The organism is Mesomycoplasma ovipneumoniae, from assembly GCF_033343935.1.
GTDB lineage: Bacteria > Bacillota_I > Bacilli_A > Mycoplasmatales > Metamycoplasmataceae > Mesomycoplasma > Mesomycoplasma ovipneumoniae_G.
Genome location: NZ_JAWPGQ010000011.1, coordinates 1 through 22,414, shown reverse-complemented (window position 1 = coordinate 22,414; position 22,414 = coordinate 1). Strand labels below are relative to the sequence as shown.

Sequence of the window (22,414 nt, the reverse complement as noted above, 5' to 3'; positions counted from 1 at the left end):
AAAAATATTTTTAATAATATTAAAAAATCGGCCATTTCAAATTTAATTTTGTGAAATTTCTAAAAATAGCATTAAATTTAATTTGAAAACGGGCCAAAAACCCGTTTTTTTATTTATAAATATTTAAAACTAAATCATAAGGAAAAAAATGACCCTAAAAAATGATGGTGAACATCGCAGAGATCTGTTAAAAATAGGCATAAACAGAAAAATTATTGATTATAACTTTATTTATACTATTCCGCCAACAAAGAAAAAGAAAAATCCAGTATTAAAATACTTCGGTTTTGAATCGCTTTTTTTCCGTTTTTCGAAAAAAATTGTAAAAATTTTTCTCGAATTTGTGATAGTGGCTTGAATTGTCGCAACGCTAGTTTTTCTTCTGATTGACTCAATTCCAGGTGAGCCAGGGTTTCTTGATGGCCTAAATGATGCTCAAAAAACAGCGGAAAAACAACTTTATGGACTTGATTTACCTCAAGCACAACGATATTTTAATTACCTTTGAAATTTCATCAATTTTGATTTTGGAATTTCATATAGTCTAAGACCCCGTGTCGAAATTAGTGATTTTATTTGGCAAAGATTTTTCACATCTTTCTCAATAGGTATTGTTTCGGTGATTTTAACACTTTTAGTTGGAGTTCCACTTGGAATTGCTGTTGGAAAAAATCCAGGTAAGTTTTTGGACAATTTAGCGACAGTCTGAATAGCGATTTTTTCCTCAATTCCTTCGCTAGTTTTTGCAATTTTTCTTTTAATTTTTGGACAAAGAGCCGGAATTCCTTACATTTTTAATATACAGGATTTTTCCACCTTTGTCCTACCTGCCATCGCCCTTTCAATTGGATCTGTAATTAGTTATGTGCGATACATTCGATTTGAGCTTAATAATGAGTTAAATTCTATGCATGCCAAATTTGCATATTTAAAAAATTTAACAAGAAATCGCTTCGTTTGAACTCATGCACTTAAGGCTTCGCTTTTCCCAATTGCAACATTTTTCCCATTAGTTGTTTTAGGTTCTTTTGTTGGATCGATTTTTGTTGAGAAAATCTTTTTAATTTCAGGATCTGGGGGGATCATGATTGATGCAATTCAGTCAAAAGATAATAATATTATTCTCTTTTTAGTAATTATTTACTCACTTTTGACAATAATTTCTTATACATTACGTGATATTAGTTACGAATTGCTCGATCCTAGAATTAGAAGGAGGGCAAAATAATGAATCAATTTCCGTCAATTGAAAAATATATTGACCAAAACTTAAAACCTAATCCATTTTTACAGCCCTTTTCATACCAAATGTGAAAATTAATGGTTGCTCAGTCAAAAAGTTTTGATCGTAATTATTTTGGTAAGCCCCGTAATAATTTTTACGAAGTTTTCCTTAGATTTTCCCGTTCCTTTTCAGGTGTTTTTGGAATTGTTACTATCATTTTCATGCTAATTTTAGCAATTATTATCCCTTTTACAACCGGATCGCCAACTCAACTTCGACCTGATATGAAAAATTTAAACTATTTTACACAAGGATTTATTTTAGGTACTGATTCTCAAGGTCGTGATGTTTGGGCATTTTTATGACACGGATTGCAGTTTTCATTAATTTTAAGTTTTATTGTTGCACTTTTTGATGTTGCGCTTGGAACTTTTTTTGGAACACTAATGGGTAATTTTGACCTTTTTGACAAAATTTTTACCTTTATTATTAAAATAGTTTCAAATATACCAACAATTTTAGTAATTATTTTGATGACATTAGTTTTGCGTCCGAGCTTTTGAGTTTTAGTTTTATCATTTTCACTTACTGGGTGAATCGGACTTGCAAATCAAGTTCGTGCCCAAATAAAAAGAGCTAGAAACTTTACATGAGTAATTGCCTCACGCGTTTTAGGGACTCCTTCTTATAAAATTCTCCTTAATTTTGTGCCAGTAATTATTCCACTTTTAATTACAAATATTGTTTTTGTAATTCCAGGTACTATTCTTGGCGAAACTGGTCTTGCTTTTATTGGTCTTTCTTTACCAAATGTTCCAACTTTAGGAAATGCAATTAATTCAGGAATTCCAATTGTAACCTTATATCCTCGTTATGTTTTAATCCCTTCATTCTTTTTAATTTTATTAACTTCGTCAATTCAAATGATTGGAAATTCAGTTCAAGATGCTCTAAGGAGGCAAAGATAAATGATTTCTTATTTTTTGGCCAAATTTTCTGATTGCAAAAATGCTGAAAATCCAACTTTGTGTTATAAATTAGCAAAAAATTTAGACAAGTTTAAAAAAGACTTAGAACTTTTAAAGCAAAAAAACTTGGATCCAAAGCAGTATCAAGAAAAATTCCTTGAACTTAAAGAAGAATTTTTAGCTTATGAAGTTAATATAAAAAAACATTATAAATCAAAAAAATCCTATAAAATCCAAGCTATTTTAAACAGAATTCAACAATATTGACACACAAGTTTTAACCGTTCTCACTTTGATTTTGAAGCTTTTTCAAAGAACGTTCTTTACAAACAAATTGGTAATAAAAAGTACAAAATTGTTGCCCAAATTAAAAATTTAAATTTATCCTTTGTAAATCCAGCTAATCCTTCAATCCGAAACATCGTGATTCGTAATGCTTCAATTGACTTTTATGAAGGTAAAATTCATGCAATAATCGGCGAGTCAGGTTCAGGAAAATCGGTAATTACTTCTTGTCTTTATGGGCTTGCGGGCGAAAATGCTGTTGTTGAATCAGGAGAAATAAGATTATTTAACAATCCGGTTCATAATTTTGATTTTCGGGCTTGGGAACTTTCAAATTATCGGGGAAAAATAATTTCTGCTGTTTTCCAAAATCCGATGTCAACTTTGAATCCAACCAAAAAAATTGGCGCCCAAATAATGGAAGGAATGCTGTTAAATAAGATTGTCAAAAATAAAAAAGAAGCCTATGAAAAAGCACTTTTATATTTAAAAATGACAAAAATTGTCAATCCTGAAATGGTTATGAAATTATACCCTCATGAACTCTCAGGAGGGATGATTCAACGAATTGTCATTTCCGCAATTCTTTCACTTGAGCCAAAAATTATTGTTATGGACGAGCCAACTACCGCCCTTGATACAACAGTTCAGGCCTTAGTTCTTGATATTATCCGTGATTTGCAAAAAAGACTGAAAATTACGATCATTTTTATAACTCATGACTTAGGAGTGGTTGCTTCACTTGCAAATTACATCACAATTATGTACGCTGGTCAAGTTGTTGAAGAAGGAACAAGAGACGAAATTCTTTTAAATCCAAGACATCCTTATACTTGAGGACTAATAACTTCAATGCCTGACATAAATAAAGGTGATCGTCTGGCGTCAATTCGTGGGGTAGTTCCATCTTCATTAAATTCAATTGTCGGTGATGCATTTGCGGTTAGAAATGATTATGCCTTAGAACAAGATTTTTTTGTTGAGCCAAAATTTTATAAAATAAGTCCAACTCACCGTATAAAATCAGCACTTCTTGATCCAAAAGCACCAAAAGTTATGCCGCCAAAAATTATTTACCAAAAATGACTCCAATTTCAAAAAATGAGGCAAAACAATGAGCAATAATTCTAAATTTTATCTTGAAAAAAACACTTATTTTTTTGGTAAGATCGTCCGCCAAACTTGGCGTCAGCTGACTCCTGGTGTTAAAAAAATGCTTGAATCTAAGGGCAAAAAACCAATTGTTAGCTTTGAAAATGTCGATATTACTTACGGAAGTGGAAATCGAAAAAACAAAGTTATTCATGACATAAGTTTCAATATTTATGAAGGTGAGGTTCTCTCATTTGTTGGCGAGTCTGGTTCTGGCAAGTCAACAACTGGGTCAGCGCTGGCTGGCTTAATTCCGCGAAGTTTTGGGAAAATCACTATTAATAATTTAGAATTGCCAAAAAATACTCGTAAAATTCGTGCTAAAATTCTTGATCAGTTAGTTTCAAATGTGCAAATGATTTTCCAAGATCCACTTTCTTCACTTAATCCTTATAAAAATATTTACGATGTAGTTACCGAAGGAATAGTCAATCTTGAACAGCGCAAAAAAGGCTCAATCAAACTACTATTTTCACAACACTATTATCAAAATACCTTTGAAATGTTAGTGAAAATTCTTAAAAACCAAAAAGTTCCCCTAAATTTAATAAACCAAATTAGCGATTTATTTTACAAAAACACAGCCCAGGCTTCAGTTCCTGAATTATTTACTAATTTAATCAATCACCTTAAAAAAATCAGTGCCATTCACCCAAAAATCACCGATTTTATTGAAAAAAAATCACAGTTTTTAAACAATCTTTTAGAAAAACCGACAAAAGATGTTACTTATAAATACGTCACAGACATGCTTGCATCAGTTGGACTTGATAGCTCAGTTTTGTCAAGATTTCCTTTAGAATTTTCAGGAGGACAACAGCAAAGAATCGGAATTTGTCGGGCTTTATTACTTAGACCAAAAATTCTTGTTGCCGATGAGCCAATTTCGGCGCTTGATGTTTCAATTCAAGCCCAAATTATCAACATTTTTAAAGATTTAAAGGAAAAATATAATTTGACAATATTTTTCATTTCGCATGATCTTCGAATGGTTGAATATATTTCAGATCGAATTGCCGTTGTTTATCGAGGTCGAATTTTAGAAATTGGCCCAACAAAAGAAATAACCCAAAAATTTTTACACCCTTATACAAAATCACTGATTGAATCAATCCCAACAATTGAATCAAAAGGTGAATCACTTGCAGGATATATTTATGATCCAAAAATGCACCAATATTCAGAATCTAACCAGCCTGAGTGGATTGATTTAGGAAATAATCACTATATTTTAGCCACTTTTTCTGAAGTAAAACGTTGGAGATTAGGAGACTATAATTATGAAAAAAACTAGTATTTTAGTTAGTTATTTGCTTGCTGGCGGTGGACTTACGGCGGCCGTTGGCGGAATTATGGGCGGAATTAAACTTTATGCAAACAATAACGAACTTGGAGTTTACAATCTTGATGTTGCCTCAGATACCATTGATGAAACTAAGCAAGGTGAGTTAGTTTATGCTAATTTTTTTAACGCTCAAGGCGAAAATGTTGCCGCATTTGTACCTGTAGAAGACAGTAAAGACGGCAAATACGAAATTCTTTTAAACCCAAAAATCAAATCAGAAAAACGAGTTTTTACTGAATCAGAGTTTGCAGACTGATTTGCCATAAATTATAACCGTCAAACCCCAATTTTTGAACTAAAATTAGGGGTTATGAAATTTGTCAACGAATATTGGGACGCTATTTCTCCTTCAGAATTTCTCGATTATGCAAAATGATTTACTAAAAATGTTGCCTGAGGCCCAGATGCTCTAACTTTAGAACATTTTGCGCTAAAAAAGGGTGTAACACGATCAGGTAATAATTTATTATTAGGTCAGCATTCAGCTGTTAGAAAAGAAGAGGCTAGAATAGAATTTTATCCAGATTCATTTTTTGGGTCATTTCCAATTTATTCAGAATTAGCCGGAAGAGGTAATGGAGCGGACAATTTAACTTACAAAATTTTTGAAGATGCAATTTCAAAAGAAGCTCTTGATGAATATTTTAAAAAAATTCCGCAGCAACAGGTTTTAGCAAATTATGACAAATCCAAAGTTATTGCCGGAATTCCTGCTACTGATCTTCTCAAAAATGAAAAAATTTACCTTTATGATATAGTTAAAATTTTAAAAAATTCATTTGATAATGATTCAGAAATTCTTGCTAAATTAGACAAATTTAACGGTCCTGAGAATTTTTTTGTCTTTGAAAATGAAGGCCAAACCATTGAAGATGTTAAGAAAAAATTTGAATTGGCAGCTCTCATGTTTGCCCATGAAAATGACATCCAATTGCCTAAAAATTATAGTCTAAATTTCCCGCAAGATTTTGAAAAAACCTATAAAATACGTGATATTTCTAATAAAATCAACCCTGATCTTAAAAATGATGAAAATAATACTCCACGCGGAGTTCTTTCTTTAGATCTTGAAGGGCTTGAGTCTGATTTAACCTCAGAAGACCAAACAACTCCTGCTAATGGTGAAACATCAATAGATTTTCTACTAACTCAAAATGTAAATTCTGATATTTCAACACTTATTGCCGCCGAATTAGCGACTAAAATTTCCCAAAAAGTCGATGAAATTGTAAAAAATGGATTTTATGATCTTTATAATATAAATCATCCAGTTGGAAAAACGATTGGTATTTATCAAAAAGATTCTAATAATAGGCTATTTTTTCCACTTGGTGTTGGCGCTGAAAGTCCTTCAATTGAAGCGCAAAACGAATATTTATCTGAATTTGATGCTAATTTATGATCATCATATCAAATTAAGTCGCTCAAAAAACTATCAAATACTGAATTAGAAGTTGAATTAACAGATTCAAAAGATCCTGAAAGTTCAACAAAAACAATAAAATTTAATCTTGACCCACAAGATCCAAATTATGCCAAAAATGTTGAAGAATTTAATAGTTTTAAAATTGCTGTTGACTGAAAAAATCGCGCAATTCCAAAGGTTATTCAAGAAATTGAAACTCTCAAAGACGGAAAAACCACAACAGTTTACCAACTTTATGGCGAAATTTTTGATGGCCTAATTGATAAAGTTTTAAGAGATAAATTAACAAATGGCGAAGATCTTGTTGGAACTTATGTTGATTTTGAGATTGATCCAGAAACTGGTTTGAAAAAATATAATACAAAACGTGGCGAATTTGTTGGCTACTCACACTCATCAAGAATTCCTTATATTGCGCTTTTAAAAGCTTCTTCGCCATTTTTTAAAACAACAGGAATTAACTATTTAAAATATGTTGGCGCTCATGAGTATGGTCACCATCAAACTTTAAACTACGCCCAAGACAATTCTGATCCTGACTCAAATGTAGTTTTGAATGCAATTTCGACAAATGCCGGATTAGGTTTACAGTCTTTTTATAATTTTGATGTTCTTCAGCTATATCTTAATGCAAGATCTTCAGGGCTAAGTTTGCGAAAAGCATCGCCAAGTTTAAATCCTGAAGATAAAGGAATTTACCCAAACTTTAGCTTTGATAGTGAAAATAATTTTGAGAGTGAATCACAAATTTTTGGTTCAAATGAAAATCAAAATATTGACGAGTTAATTTCTAAAAAATCTCGTAGATTTTTGCAAACTATTGAGGGTCTTAAAACTGCAGCAGACATTCGAAAACTAAAATTATACGATCTTTTTCTTCTAAATTCAATCGATCCAGATTCAGGAACAATAAATCCGGGAACCTCTGGAGTCTCTAAATTTTTCCGAAATAGAAATTCCACTTCGCAAGAAAATACTGACGATGAATCAAGCCAAAATGTTGAAAAACAAAAAGGATTTATAAATTCTAACGATATTCAAGGCATTTTTGCTAATTCATTAACTGATGGAGCGGGAAATAAAATCCAATTTGATGATCAAGGAAAAATCCACGTTGCTGATTTTGAACCAAGCCCGGACCAAAGAACTTTTAGCAATTTAAAAGTTCACTTATTTTATGAAAACGGGAAACCGGTAATTGATCCTTTAACATTCCAAAATCCTAATAGTCTTCGTGAATTACAACAAAAAATTAAGGCAATTCAGGACGATTTTGATAATAAAATAGTCAAAAACTTTCGTGATAATGGATGAGACTCAAGCCCTCAATCTTTTACCAGATTTTCGCCATCATCTCCATTGTTTGAGAAATCACTTCAATCAATTTTGCATAATCCTGTTGAAAATCAAGCATTTTTTGGAACAATTATCGGTCAAAACCCACAAAATTTAAAAGTTAGTGTTGAAATTCCTGATTCAGTTTTTGACTTGTCACAATTTCTCACGCAAATTCAACGTTTGCCTAACGCACCTCGATCAGTTGCTAATTTAGCAAAAGAATTATTAGACAAAGAAAAATCTGCCGGATTTAAGCTTGTTGATTTTTTCAAATTATTCAAAGGAACTCAGCAAGCTTCTTCGAATGAAATTTCGAAAATTTTCGAAGATTTTCAAAAACAACTGGATTTAGAAAATAAAATTCAATTACTTCTCGACTCAATTATTAGTATTTCTAACCAAAATGACTCAGATTTATATTCAAATTTAAATAATATTTCAACTTTTCGAGATTCACTTTTCAGAAGAATAGCTCAAATAGTCTCAACTCTTCAAACTTTATATACTGTTTATTTTCAAACTTTAGTTAAATCTTTATCAGCTACTAGTAGTGAAAATTCTGATTTAGCAGCGAGAATTTTGACTAGAGTCTTTTCAAACCGACTTGAATCTGAACTATATGAAAACCTAGACAAAATTATAAAATTCACTGATAAAGACGGCAAAAGCATTGCACCTAGTCACTTATTTTTATCATTAGATGAATTTCGCATTTTATCTCCAGAAGATAATCCAGATATTGCACAATTAACTAACGGTCCAATTTTTGCTAATTCATATTTTGGAAAAATAATTTCAGCAAATGGAAATCAATATTATCAAAATCCAAAATATGACTTTAATGTTAGAATTCAAACTCAAGCTCAAACTCAACTTGATAACGTTCTTGATCAGAGTGAATTTGATGAAAAACAAGAATTATCAGAACGCTGAACTTCACCTCTTGGAAAACTTTTAAAATTTTCAAATGTTACTGCTGAAAAACCGTTTTTTGGGATTGCTGAAGATTTTAAATTCAATGTTTCAGATTCTAAAATTGATAATTCCAAAATTTATCTTGATGCATGAGACAAAACTCTTTTTGGTTTTGATTATCAAAATAATTATTTTGCATATCAAAACGAGAAAAATCAAACAGAATTTTCTTCAATTTCAGATTTTTTAGAGTTTATTTCAATTGATCCATTTGCACTTAAAATTTCAAAAAAAGGTGAAGGTGAATTTGTTAGAGATTGAAATTTTGACTATGTAAATTCTAAGTTTGACCTTTATAAATATAGTTTTGATAAATTGTCTGAAAAGTTCAAATTAAAAGAAAATCAAACTGAAAATTCATCATCTAAATGAACTAAAGGTGAAAAATTTGATTCAAAATTTGAAAAATTATTATCAATTTTTGATATTTCTCGAGAACAATTACAACAAAATTTACAAAATTTTGCAAATCATTTGATGGAAGCTTTTGAACAATCAACTCTAAACTTGTTGATCAAAAATGTAAAAATAGATAAGAAAAATATTGATCACCTATTTTTATCATCTGTTGGATTTATGGGGTTTAAAAATTTTGCTCGAAAAACACAGACAAATTTACCGACAACCAAATTTGGAAAACTTACAGACATTAATGATAAAATTAAAATTGCATGATTGACTTTTTCAGGTTTTGATGAAACAAATTCTTTAGTTCTAGATGATGAATCATTTGTTAATTCAGATTTAAATGATCCAGAAAAATCAGAAGTTTTTAGATGACTTAAGGACTTTTTAAGTCAAGCAAAAATAGAAGCAAAGGACTTGGATTTGTTCAAATTACAATACTTAGTAGGAACAAAAACCTTTGTTGACTATTCAGTTGGTAGAAATAGTCGAATTCAGCAATTCCAACGAATGAATTCAGACCTTGAACTTTCATGGTTCCGTGCAAAAAATTCAGCAAGATTTGAAACAAAACCAGATGACTTTTTCAGTAATTATGTCTACAATTTCCCCGAATCTTTAACAAGAGATTATATCCAAATTCATTATTCTCCAAGTGACCAAACACTTGATAATATTATCCCTGGTTATAAAAATCTTTCCGAATCTAACACTGGTAATGAGTATTTTGTTGATGCAATTTATACAAGAAAATGGATTAAAAATTTCATTCCAGCTTTTGATATTGCCCAAGGATATTCACAAACTTTGATTAGTCCTTTTACTAATTTTTTCCTTAGCAATTATGTAACTTCAAAAAATTCAGAAAATTTAAATTCTTTATACAAAAATTTAACTGAAACTTTCAAAAAAGCCCAAGATCAGGAACTTTATAATCAATCTTTTGTAATTAGCCAACAAGAAGAGCAAGAAATCGCCGAAATAGAAAGCCAGCAAAAACCTGAAAAATTCATCGATCAAACCTTATTTAACATTGAAAACCAAGACAAAATTCAGAAAATTAAAAACAAAAATAAAACCCAAAAAGATGAAATTTTTGCCCAAATTTCAGTTGAATTATCTCGAATTCTTTCAGCTTACAAAGGTGAACTTGCTGATTCAAAAAAATATAGTAACGGAAATATTCAGCCTGTTGTTGGTAATTTCCGTTGAAGAAATGGCTATATTAACCAAAATGTTTCTACAAATAACGGGTTTTTTAAAGATCGTTTCCAAAGAAAAGTTTTAAACTGAGAATTGTATGATGACAATCTTGAACCTGTTGAGGATAATACAATAAGAATAACTAACTTAAAAGGTGAAAAAGTCACAAACAGACCTGAAGCTTTTTGGTATTATTCTCTTAAAACTCAAGGTGTTGGCCAGAGATCTCTTTCGGGAATTTGACGTGACTCAAAACAAGATAGGGTTGCTTTTTGAGGCTTTTTAAAAAATGAAGATGCCGAGAAAGCTAAATATTTAACTCTTGAAGATGAACAAACAGGTCAAAAATTCTACATTAAATTAGCAAGTAATGCAACAAATAACATTTTTTACTTAAAAAAACAGGCTGACTTATCAACAAAATGGACACTAAAAGATGAAGGATATAGTTCTTGAATTTCATCTTGGTCAATTATTGGTGAGTTTAAAAATGCCCTTCTTAGACCAGGAGCTGAGGGTCTAAAAAAATTCAGAATTTACTTTTCAGATGAAAACAGGCATGAAATTGAAGGATTATTTACATTAGGTAAATCAAAATATCTTGCTGAAAATGGTAAAAATTTCAACTTAGCCCCAACATACATTGAACAAAAATCAAATCAATCATTCCTTGTAATTCGACCTCAATTTAAATAGGACTTAATATGAAAAAAATTAAAAAGTTACTAATTTTGAACTCTTTTGTTGTAATACCGACTTTTTTCTTGCTCTCATGTGCTTCTGCTCTTGAAAGAAATCGTCAAGAATTTGACTTTGGAGTTTCAACAACAACAATTAACACTTTAAATTATGTAAAAAATAATTCTTCCCACCAAATTCTTAATTCTTTAGTTGAATCTTTTGTAAAACCAGGTCCATCTGCTTCAAATTCATATGGGGCAAAATTAAATTTACCGGCAATTTCCTTTGAACTTTATAGTACAAATCTTCAAAGCACGGCAGGTGATGAAATATTGCAAAACCCAGCAGGTATTTCTCCGGATGGTTCTTCTTTTACAATTAGTGATTTTGGGCTGGCTCTTGGTTCAGTTGCACCTTCAAGTGGAGGGGCAAAATCTTTTGTTGGCATTCAAAATTCTTCCCAGTCAATTGTTTCAACTTCAATTTTTCTCAATAAAGGTGCCTCAAAATGAGCAAATAATCAACCTGTTATTGCCCAAAATTTTATTGACTACATTTTATATGTCTTAAATATTAATGTTGCATCCCCTAATTTAGTTAAAGTTCTTTCGCTAAATATTAAAAATGCCCAAAAAATGATCTCGTTACAACAAGATTATGTCTCAAAATTTGGAAATCCTTATCTAAATCCTTTTGGTCAAAAAAGATATATAAAAGATGAAAAAACTGGCAAAGTCAGTCTTGATTTTGACCAAAAAGTGTTTGAATCTCAAAACTCTGGTGATGAAGAATATGTTGCCCAATTCAGAGAAAATGCAAGAAACTTTGGAATGTATACAGGTCAAATTTTTGAACAAATGACAAACAAGGAAGTTGTTGAACTAGTTCAGGCTAATTTATCACTAAACCCAAATTTTAGTGCTAATTCAACTGAAATTAACGTTGTCCAAGACAACCAAAGATCAGTAATAAAACTGACAAAAAATCCATTTTTAGATCCTTCACAAGTTTTTGACGGTCCTAATTTAATTCCAAGATACGATTTCTTACCTGGCGACGAATATGGACTCCGAATCCAATTCGAAGACTCAGCGGCAAAAAAATTTATAAACTTATTTAGACAGATTATTCATCCTGATATAATTTTCCCAATAAATCGGGAATTTGTCGAGATTGAAGCTGGCGGAATTAATAATTTTGGAACCGATTTGTCAAAATTTTTAATTAACGGTCCTTTTGATATTTCTGAACTTAATTTAGGTTCTCAAGGTTCAATGATCTTAACAAAAAGACAAGGTTATTATTCATCAGATAAAACTATTCCTAATAAAATTAAAGTCTTTTTTGCCGAACAACCGGAACTTTTATCGTCACTTTTCCTTGATGGTTACATTGCAAAAACCAAAATTCCTTCCACTTTTCAGTCTAGATTTTGATCTGAAGAAAGAACAAGAAGATACATGGAAAAACAAACCGGATATGGTACAATTGGAATCCAAGTTAATTTAGATAATGTCAAAAAAGGAAAATCTTACCTTCAAGATTCAGATCTGAGAAAAGCGATTCTTTATGGCATAAATCGTATCGATTTACTCAATTTATACGGTCTTGACCACTCTTTTCCACAGACAACTTGAACTAATTTTGACAGTATACTAACTTCTCGGGGCTATCCTTTGGAGACCTTTTTGGAAAATAGAAACTACCGTTCAGAATTTCTAGATTCAAACGGAAAACAAGTTGAATTTCCAGTTTTAGCCCAAAATTATGGCTCACATTTAGCAAAAGGGGTCTGATTTGAATCTGTCCCAAGAGTCGATTCTTCTTATAATCCGCAGGCTTCAAAATTTTTCCTTGAAAGATTTAAAAAGAATAATCCTAATGTTGAAAAAGTTAAACTAACTTTCATTTATAAAGATGATGCTGAAGAAAAAGTTGCTATCGGTCTACAGGACATTTTAGCCCGAAATACCGATAATTTTATCGAAATTGACCCTGTTAGACTTCCTGATGGAATCTACCAACAAAGACTTTCAACTGGTGACTTTGACTTGACAATGAAAAACTTTGACTTTTTCAATATCGGTGGATCTCAACCTCATTCATATATAAAAGCGTTTTTCAACACAGATGAAATTTCGCCAAGTGATAATAAATTCTCTGGACTTGAATCTAACCCAGCCTCTTCGATGACTTACTGGAAAATGTGAAATGAAATTTCACCTCAGCAAAGGGCTGAAATTGCAAAAAGACTCGAAATTTCTGACATTTTTTTAAAGAAATTTGAAGAACTAATCACCCGAAAATTGAAACTTGACGAACAAGGAAAGCCTATTTTTAAACAAGTCTACCTTGACAAAGACCAAAAAATTCCTGCAACTGATTATAATAACAAGCCAATTTTAGTTCCAGAATTTTCTGAGCCCTTAGATGAATACAACAACAGAATTGATTCATTTTTCAATGCAATTTTTACACACAAAGAAAAACAAGAGGGCTGAACTCAGAACAGAGTTTTTGAATTTGTGCTAGTTTTTGAAAAAATAATCCGTGAATTTGCGCCAATTATTCCAGTTATGGAGGTCGATACTTTCTGAACTATCAACCGAATTAGAGCCGGATCAGGAAATTCTTTCCAATTTGCTTTTGATGTTGAAAATATTAAAGTTAATTTTGTAACTGCAGAAGACGGAAAGCAATAATTTTTTAGGGTCTATATTTTAGTCTGATTTTTAAAGAAGTTAAAAAATTAAATAAAATACCAGTAATTTCTGGTATTTTATTTAATATTTGAAAAATGCGGAAAATGACTGAGTTTGACAGTTTGATGGAAAAAATTCACTTTTTATTAACACAAATACGCAAAAATACCCGGATTTACTGGTATTTTTGACGCCAAATTCTTAATTTTTATAATTTTAAAATTAAGCCTTTGTAAAAAAAAAAAAAAAATGCTTGGTCTAAAATAAAATTATGTTATAATAATTCTCACCAAGAATAAATTAATAAATTGATATTGAATTAAGGGGGAATTAATTATGTTTTTTGTTTAAAAAAATCAGACATCGCGAATTATCCATTATATTTTTAAATATCATGGAATGCCTTAAATTTACCCGTTTAGAAATCTATAAATTTAAGGCTTTTTTATTGTTCTTTCAAAACTTCATATGTTTTTTTAGGCTCGATGTAAATAAAAATGAGTTTTCTATTTGCATTGAGTTTAAATAGTAGTTGTATTTTTTTTATGATTTTTGTTGTTTTGCCATAAATTGATTTTTGTCACTGTTTTAAACTAAAAAAGCAGTTTAAATATTTTATAACTTTGCTTTTTAAGTTAAAATTTTAGCTTTTTTAGTTCGCTTTATTTGATTAATAAGTAGATTTTGCATTCATGAGTGTTAGATTTAAAATTTAGTGTTCTTGCATTGATAGTTATTTTTCCTGGGCTTTCCAAAAAAGTTAAAAAAGTGTGAAAAACCAGACACTTTTTTAAAATTATCTCATCAAACTGGGACACTCGGGATTTTAGTCTAATTTTTAAAGAAGTAAAAAAAATAAATAAAAAACCAGTATTTTCTGGTATAATATTTAATATTTGAAAAATGGGGTAAATAAGATGTCGGTATCAATTAATGAAGTTTTTATACATCCTGAGTTGTATGACCAGAAGAAAATTACAATTCAAGGTTGAATCACAAATATTCGCGGAAATCTAAAAATAATGTTCGTCGAACTGAACGATGGTTCGTCATTTAAAAATTTACAATGCGTTCTTAAAAGTGAAAATATTGACTTTACAAAAGTAGAAAATTTAGCAATTGGTGAAGCTATTGAAATTAGCGGTGTTTTTACAAGCACTCCTGAGCGCCAGCAAAACGGTGAAGTTTTAGTTGAGGATTTAGAGGTTAAAGGCCGTAATTATAACAATAATTTTCCAATCCAAAATCAAGAAATTTCCTTAGAAGTTTTAAGGCAAATTCCACATTTTCGTCACAGAACTCGACTTTTTCGTGTGATAATGAGACTAAGATCTTCACTTTTTTATGAAATTCATAAGTTTTTTCGTCGTCAAGGATTTGTTAATTTTTCAGCGCCAATTTTAACCTCAAATGATGGCGAAGGTGCTGGTGAAACTTTTATTGTTGATGATGAGCAAAAAGATTTTTTTAACAAAAAAACAACTTTAGGCGTTACAGGGCAACTTCATGCTGAAGCCTATGCTCTTGGCTTTAAAAAAGTCTACACTTTTGCCCCTACATTTCGTGCTGAGAGATCAAACACTAGAAAACATGCTGCCGAATTTTGGATGATTGAACCTGAAGTTGCATTTTTTGATCTTGAAGAAATTATTGAATTAGCAACAAAATTGCTTCAAAAAGTAATAAAAGCTGTAATAATTCGTAACAAAGATGAATTTGCATTTCTAGAAAAAGTTGGCGACAAAAACCTGCGCCGGCGTTTGATTCAATTTTGCGATTCCCAAGTAGCCCAAGTAACTTACGAACAAGCAATTAAATTACTTTCTGAACACATTGATAAGTTTGAGGAAAAAGACCTGTTTTTTGGAGCTGATTTAAAAACTGAGCATGAACGGTTTTTATCTGAACAAATTTTCCGCGCCCCTGTTGTTGTAATTAATTATCCAAAATCGCTAAAAGCATTTTACATGCACCAAAATGATGATGGAAAAACTGTAGCGGCTTTTGATCTTTTAGTTCCAGGAATTGGTGAGCTAATCGGTGGATCTCAACGTGAAGTTCGTTATGAAAAACTACTTGAACGAATGAACGAATTGAACATGAAAGTTGAAGATTTCCAATGATACCTTGATTTGCGTAAATTTGGTAACCCTGGCTCAAGTGGTTTTGGTCTTGGTTTTGAAAGATTACTAATGTTTGTTACCGGAATTGATAACATTCGTGATGTAATTCCTTTCCCAAGAACAAATAAAAATATTTTAATGTAAGAGGATAAAATTAAATTGAAAATTGATTTTGTAAAAGCAGGTTTTTGAAGACGTTCCTTTGCAGGATTAATTGATTTTGTATTTCTTTTTCTTACTTTTTTAGTATTTTTCTACCTATTTTTGGTATTAACTGAATGATCAAAAATAAAATTTTATCTTTGAATTCTAACTGTTTTTTTACTTGTAATTTTTTACCGCATTTTTTTAATTATTTTTTTAAAGCAAACAATTGGACTTTTTTTAACAAAAACTAAACTTGTTTTTTTTGACGAAAACCTTAATTTTTCCAAAAAATTCTGAATTTTACTAAAAAGGGAAGCGTTTTTAAGTCTTAATTGAATATTTTCGCTCTTATTTTCCTCAATTATTTTAGATCTTAGTTTTGGAATTGATCTTAACTTTTTTCAAACTTTTAAAAGTTCAAGTCAAAATTTAACTTTTTTCCAACAAATTAGCTTAAGTTTTCCTGCTTTATTTTCAAAAGTTAACTTTTTCTTCTTAATTGTAAATAACCTCTCAATTTTAGGTTCAAAAAAATTAACAATTATTGATTCTTTTTCTAAAACAACTATTTGCTTGAAAAAAACGCTTATAAAAGTGGATTATTTAAGTTCAATTCATGCAAATTTTAGTTCAATTCATTGGGAGGTTAATTAATCATGTCATCACAAAATATTCTTTCACAACTAAATGACAAACAAAAAATTGCTGTTATTAGCAATAGTTCACATCTGAGAATCGTTGCAGGTGCCGGAACCGGAAAAACAACTGTTCTAACAAAAAAAATTGCCTATATTATTAATGAATCGCTGGCATACCCCAATCGGATTTTAGCTTTAACTTTTACAAATAAAGCCGCCGAAGAAATGCGAACTCGTGTTGAAAAGTTGGTTCATGAAAAGGCAAAAGACATTCAAATTTTAACTTTTCACTCGCTTTGCAACTTAATTTTGCGAACTGAAGCAAAAAATATCGTTGAAATTGACGAAATTCAAATAGATGATTACCGTTTTAATATAATTGACGAGCAAGATCAGCGTAAAATTATTGAAAAACTTTTAGGCGCAAATCTTAAAACTACTGAAGATAAAGACGATAAAAAAATTAGTGCATTTCAAGCGATTGAATTTATTTCAAGAGCCAAAAATCTAGAGCAATCCCCAGCTCAAGCAATCAAGCTCGCAAATACTGAAGCTGAATTAATTAAGGCCAATGTTTATAAAAATTACATCGAAAAAACAAGGGAAAATAACATAATTGACTTTGACGATTTACTGCTTTATACTAAAATAGCATTTGAAAAAAGTCCACAAATTGCCCGGCGTTGACAGAAAAAATTTGACTTTGTGCTAGTTGATGAATTTCAAGACACCTCGTTAATTCAGTATTCTATTTTAAAATATTTTATCAAAGACAATACGAAATTATTTGTTGTTGGCGATCCTGATCAGACTATTTATTCTTGAAGAGGAGCTGATCCATCGCTTATTCTTAATTTAGAAAATGATTATCCTGACTTACAAACAGTAATTCTTGACAAAAATTACCGTTCAACACAAAATATTCTTGATGCGGCTAACCATTTAATTGCAAATAATAAAAACCGAATAAAAAAGAATTTAGTAGCCCATTCAACCGAAAAAATTGATATTCATTTTGAGGATCTTGGCAATGAGAGAGGCGCTGAAGTTGACTGAATTTATGAGACCATTCAAAATTTAGTTACAAAAGACAAAGTAAATTATCGCGATATTGCAATTTTAGCACGCTCAAATTTTTATTTTGCACAAATAATTAACAAATTTGATGCCTACAATATCCCTTATATAAAACACGGAAATTCTCCTCTTGCTGCAAAAAAAGAAGTTCGCGAAGCTATTTATTTTTTAAAAGTCATTGAAAATTCCGATCCTTATGCTTTTGAGCAAATTATTAATGTGCCTGCAAAAAAAATAGGCGCAATAACAATTAACAAACTAAATGATTTAGCAGCTAAATTTGAACTAAATTTGTACGATTTTTTATTTAAATACTATTCAGGAAAAATCAATTTAAAAGATACTCACGGTAAAATTCCGCTAACTATTGAAAATCAAGCCAAAATTAAAAATCTTTTTGAACGAATAACCGCTGCAAGACGTTTCAAGATTGAAATTGAAGAAAAAAATCCGACAGTTTTTAAACTTTTTTCACAAGTTCTTGACTCTTTTTTGAAAAAAATTAACTACTTTAGCTCAATAAAAGACCCTAAACAAGAAGAAGACACAAAAGAACTTTTAGAAAAATATTATGCTTCACTTGATAATTGGCAAATCCAAAATCCTAACAAAAAATTAGCTGATTACCTTGATTATGCAGTTATTTCGCATTTTGAACAAACTGAAAGCCCAAATCGAATTAATTTATTAACAGTCCATTCTTCAAAAGGGCTTGAATTTGAGTATGTTTTTTTAGTCGGTATGAATCAAGGAGTCTTCCCTTCGCAAAAAGTTCTTGACCAAAATCTTGAGAGCGAATACGAAGAAGAAAGAAGGCTAGCATTTGTCGCAGTAACTCGGGCAAAAAAAGTTTTATACATAACAAACGGATTTCGTGGTAGTTTTTCTAATGATTATGGTCGCCGTTGAAAATCTAATCAAAATTCAATTTCACCATTTATTAAAGAGATGAAAATTAAGGCTGAACAGTTTTATCAATTTCGTAAACTTGATGCAACTGGCAAGCTTAATTACCAAAAAACTGATTCAGAAAATGTTGAATTTGCCCCTGGAAATCATATATCTCATCTAAAATTTGGTAAAGGAATCATTTTGGAAGTGCGCGCTGACTCAATTTTGGTCAAATTTTTCGATATTCCTGGTGATAAAGGGATAAAAACACTTGTTAAAACTCATAAGTCCATTGAAAAAATTTCATAAAAAATGTCTGCACAAATTCAAACTTATTTAATAGTTGCGCTAATTTTGCTAATTAGTATTTTTTTTGTTTGCTTTTTGATCATAGTTTTACTTTTTGCCAATAATAAAAAAACAAAAATTCTCCCTTTAATTCCTTTTACTTATGATGCCGATTTAAAAAGAATCCGTGTGAGCGATGTTTTTTCACTTCCTAGTTTGAAATACATTGTTGAAAACAACAATTTACTAACAGGACTTTGGGTTAGTCAATCTGATTTTATTTCGCTCCTTGAAGAACCTTACCAAAAATTATTTCTTTCACGGATTGACCATTGAAGAAAAGGTTCAATTACAGTCAAGTTTCAAAAAAGGTTTCTTTTTAACAATAATTTTCAAGTTTTTTTTCAGGACAGTTCAAAAAACGGATTTGTTCTAATTCAAATCCAAAAATCAATTTTTGACATAGCTAAATACAAAAAAACCTTTAAAAACCGACTAGTTGACAAACTAATTCTTGATTTTGCAAGTCCAAGTTTTCTGGTGAGCTTTAGTTTTCCTTTTGAAATAAGTGCCGATTTTGCCAAAAATTTTTATATTTCGTACATCAAAATTCTCCCGTTTTTTGTTAAAATTTCTAATTTTTCCATTTTTTATTTTGAAAATATTTTGATTATGCAAATATCTGCAAAATCACCAAAAATGCTGGAAAAAATTAGAAATTCATACAAAAATTTTGCAAAAGCCCATAATTTAGGCAACTTTTTGTCTTGAGTGATTATAAATTTAGACAGTCAAATAAATTATGACTGAAAAATAGAAATAAAAAATTTTTTTAACCTAATAACAGCAAAAAAAGTCTCATTTCTTGAAGTAAATTCAAGTAGTGGGCAGTTTAAGTCAATTATTGACACTAAGAGTCAAGTTCAGCAAACATTTAATATCGAAAAGCATTTTCTTGCCCATATTTATCAATTTGATAATAAAAACCCTGTTTATAGTGTCTTTGATTTGGACTTTCATAGCAACCAAAAAATCGATGAAATATTAAAATTTTTAATCCAAAACCCGTCATATGATCATTCGCAAAATATTTACAAAATTAACTATATAATCGCACAAAAACTGCGTAATTTTCCAATTGATTTTGGAAAATTAACATTTTTAATTGAAACAGAAATTAATATACCAGAAACAAATATTAGTCATATTCCTAATATTTGTTATCAAAAAATAGTTGACTCAAAGCTTTTTTATTATCTAGCGATTAACAAACCACCTTTTTTATTTATTAAGAACCTTAATGATTTTACCGATTTTAGCGACGGAAATGACATTGTTGTTTCATCACTTGGCGAATATGCCCGTCGTGAAAAAGTAAAAGTTGTTTTTAAAAAGCAAGATATAACAAAATTTAACTTTGGGAATAAGAATTTTCCTCTCTATTATTGGTAAAAATAGTAAAATTTGCTCCTTTTTCCTAATTTTTTCCTTTTTTTGGCCAAAAATGGTTAAAAAATTAATTTAGGTTGCAACAAATTACTATAAGGGAGCAAAAATGCAAATTTATCAATATGGAAAAATTGTCTCAAAAAATAAAAATTATTTAATTATTGAAAATCAAGGAAGTGGATACTTGCTGTATGTGCCACGGATTGACCGTTTTAATATCGATGAAAATAGAAAAATTTATCTTTATGAATATGAAAATGATTATTCAAAAATAACTTACGGATTTGCAAGCTTCCGTGAAAGAATTTTATTTGAAGATCTAATTTCAATTCAAGGGGTTGGTCCAAAAACTGCTATTTCTGTTCTTAACGGTGGTGTGCAAAACACAATTAATTTAATAGCTGCAAATGATTGAAAAGGTCTTGCAAAAATTCCTTATCTTTCCGAAAAAAATGCTAAACAAATTGTTTTTGAATTTCACGGAAAATACAAAAAATTTCTTGAGAATGACAAAAAACAAAATCAGGAAAATATTCTTGAAACTGATTCTAAAGAAGTTGATAAAACTGATGATTTGAATGATGAAATTCTCCAAAATAATTCAGTCGAAGAAAAAACATCATCCGAACTTGAAGAAACCCTCAAAATGCTTGGCTTTAAACCTAACCAAATTAATTATGCACTGACAAAAGTTGAGCCTAATGAAAATTTCGAAAACTTAATAGAACAAGCTATCAAGATTATTTCAAATGCCAGAGAATTTAGAAGTTAGGCCAACAAATTTTGATAATTTTATTGGCCAACAAAAATTGGTTGAAACACTGAAAATTTTAATTTCATCTTCTCAAAAACGCAAACAAGCTTTAGACCATATTTTATTTTATGGGCCTCCTGGAACGGGGAAAACCACGTTGGCAAATATTGTAGCAAACGTTCTTGAATCCAAAATTAAGTACGTACAAGGGCCACTACTCGAAAAAAAGGCCGATGTTCTTGCTGTTTTAGCAAATATTTCGCAAGATACAATTCTTTTTATTGACGAAATTCACGGAATTAATAAGAATATTGAAGAACTTTTATATTCAGCCATGGAGGAATTTGTAATTGATTTACAAATTGGTGTTGACGGTGAGCAAAAAATTATGCGAATGAAATTACCACATTTTACACTAATTGCTGCATCAACAAAACTAGCACAAATTTCAACACCTTTGCAAAACAGATTTGGCTATATTGCTAAAATTGTCAACTATACAACTGATGAAATGGTTCAAATTATTTCAAATTCGGCAGCAATTTTGAAACTGGAAGTCAACAAGGAAATTATTAAATACATTGCTAGTTTTTCAAATAACACCCCTCGGATTGCTAATAATTTATTAAAAAGAATTCGTGATTTTGCGCTTGTTTTGAATAAAAAGAAAATTGACCGTGAAATTGTTAACAAAACTTTTGATAGCATTGGCATTTACAACCAAGGTCTTTCGCAAATAAACATTGAATATTTAAACACCCTATTCAAAATTTTTAAAGGAAAATCTGTCGCACTCGATGTGCTTGCCAATGTTTTAAAGGAACATCGGCAAACAATTATTAATATAATCGAGCCACCACTGATTGAAAAAGAATTAATTGAAAAAACTCCTAGAGGTCGTCGAATAACTTCAAAAGGTAAGCAATATTTAACTGATTTAACTACTAAAGATGAAAAAAACACCTAAAAAAGCGTAACCTTTTTAGGTGTTTTTGTTTTAATATGTACTAATTTATCCCTATTTTCCTGAGTTTGGCAGTTTGATGGTAAAAATTCACTTTTTAGTGAATATAAATAGGCAAAAATACCCGTAAATCCGGATTTTTGAGGCTAAAATCTTAATTCTTATTATTTTAAAATTAATCTTTTGCAAAAAAATTTTAAAAAAATGCTTGTTCTAAAATAAAATTATGTTATAATAATCTTAAGTAAGAATGAATTAATAAATTTTGATATTGAATTAAGGAGGAACCAAGCATGTTTTTGGCATAAAAAATCAGAAAATGTGAATTATCCATTATATTTTTAAATATGATGGAATGCCTTAAATTTGACCGTTTAG

Annotated in this window: 12 protein-coding genes; all 12 read left to right on the top strand. The window is 30.2% G+C overall.

Annotated elements, in window-relative coordinates; genetic code table 4:
* Positions 1-148: 148 nt before the first annotated feature.
* The 12 genes from R7X45_RS02980 (at position 149) to ruvB (ending at position 22,039) form a co-directional block, all read left to right on the top strand.
* On the top strand, positions 149-1,228 hold the full coding sequence (locus tag R7X45_RS02980; protein WP_318055854.1) for an ABC transporter permease: 1,080 nt from the start codon (positions 149-151) through the stop codon (positions 1,226-1,228).
* Complete coding sequence (locus tag R7X45_RS02975) at positions 1,228-2,193, top strand: ABC transporter permease (protein WP_129643768.1); 966 nt, start codon at positions 1,228-1,230, stop codon at positions 2,191-2,193. Before R7X45_RS02980 ends, R7X45_RS02975 begins: the two co-directional genes overlap by 1 nt.
* The gene (locus R7X45_RS02970; protein WP_129643770.1) at positions 2,194-3,603 is read left to right on the top strand and encodes an ABC transporter ATP-binding protein; all 1,410 of its coding nucleotides are present in this window, start codon (positions 2,194-2,196) and stop codon (positions 3,601-3,603) included.
* Positions 3,593-4,924 (top strand): ABC transporter ATP-binding protein, encoded by a 1,332-nt coding sequence (locus R7X45_RS02965; protein WP_318055853.1) that lies wholly within the window; start codon positions 3,593-3,595, stop codon positions 4,922-4,924. The genes R7X45_RS02970 and R7X45_RS02965 overlap by 11 nt, the downstream gene beginning before the upstream one ends.
* Positions 4,911-11,018: a PDxFFG protein gene (locus R7X45_RS02960; protein WP_318055852.1), complete on the top strand. Its 6,108-nt coding sequence runs from the start codon at positions 4,911-4,913 to the stop codon at positions 11,016-11,018. Before R7X45_RS02965 ends, R7X45_RS02960 begins: the two co-directional genes overlap by 14 nt.
* Positions 11,019-11,026: 8 nt before the next feature.
* On the top strand, positions 11,027-13,705 hold the full coding sequence (locus tag R7X45_RS02955; RefSeq protein WP_318055851.1) for an ABC transporter substrate-binding protein: 2,679 nt from the start codon (positions 11,027-11,029) through the stop codon (positions 13,703-13,705).
* Positions 13,706-14,622: 917 nt separating this feature from the next.
* Positions 14,623-15,972 (top strand): asparagine--tRNA ligase, encoded by a 1,350-nt coding sequence (gene asnS, locus R7X45_RS02950; RefSeq protein WP_318055850.1) that lies wholly within the window; start codon positions 14,623-14,625, stop codon positions 15,970-15,972.
* A 15-nt stretch (positions 15,973-15,987) separates the two neighbouring features.
* On the top strand, positions 15,988-16,629 hold the full coding sequence (locus tag R7X45_RS02945; protein ID WP_318055849.1) for an RDD family protein: 642 nt from the start codon (positions 15,988-15,990) through the stop codon (positions 16,627-16,629).
* Between the two features lie 2 nt (positions 16,630-16,631).
* Entirely contained in the window at positions 16,632-18,890 is a 2,259-nt protein-coding gene (locus R7X45_RS02940; RefSeq protein WP_318055848.1) for an ATP-dependent helicase, read from the top strand.
* 3 nt (positions 18,891-18,893) lie between these two features.
* Positions 18,894-20,321 carry a hypothetical protein gene (locus tag R7X45_RS02935; protein ID WP_318055847.1) on the top strand — a complete coding sequence of 476 codons (1,428 nt, stop codon included), beginning with the start codon at positions 18,894-18,896 and terminating at the stop codon, positions 20,319-20,321.
* Positions 20,322-20,424: 103 nt separating this feature from the next.
* Positions 20,425-21,090 (top strand): Holliday junction branch migration protein RuvA, encoded by a 666-nt coding sequence (ruvA, locus tag R7X45_RS02930; protein WP_318055846.1) that lies wholly within the window; start codon positions 20,425-20,427, stop codon positions 21,088-21,090.
* Positions 21,068-22,039: a Holliday junction branch migration DNA helicase RuvB gene (gene ruvB / locus R7X45_RS02925; protein WP_044284468.1), complete on the top strand. Its 972-nt coding sequence runs from the start codon at positions 21,068-21,070 to the stop codon at positions 22,037-22,039. Before ruvA ends, ruvB begins: the two co-directional genes overlap by 23 nt.
* Positions 22,040-22,414 lie beyond the last annotated feature (375 nt).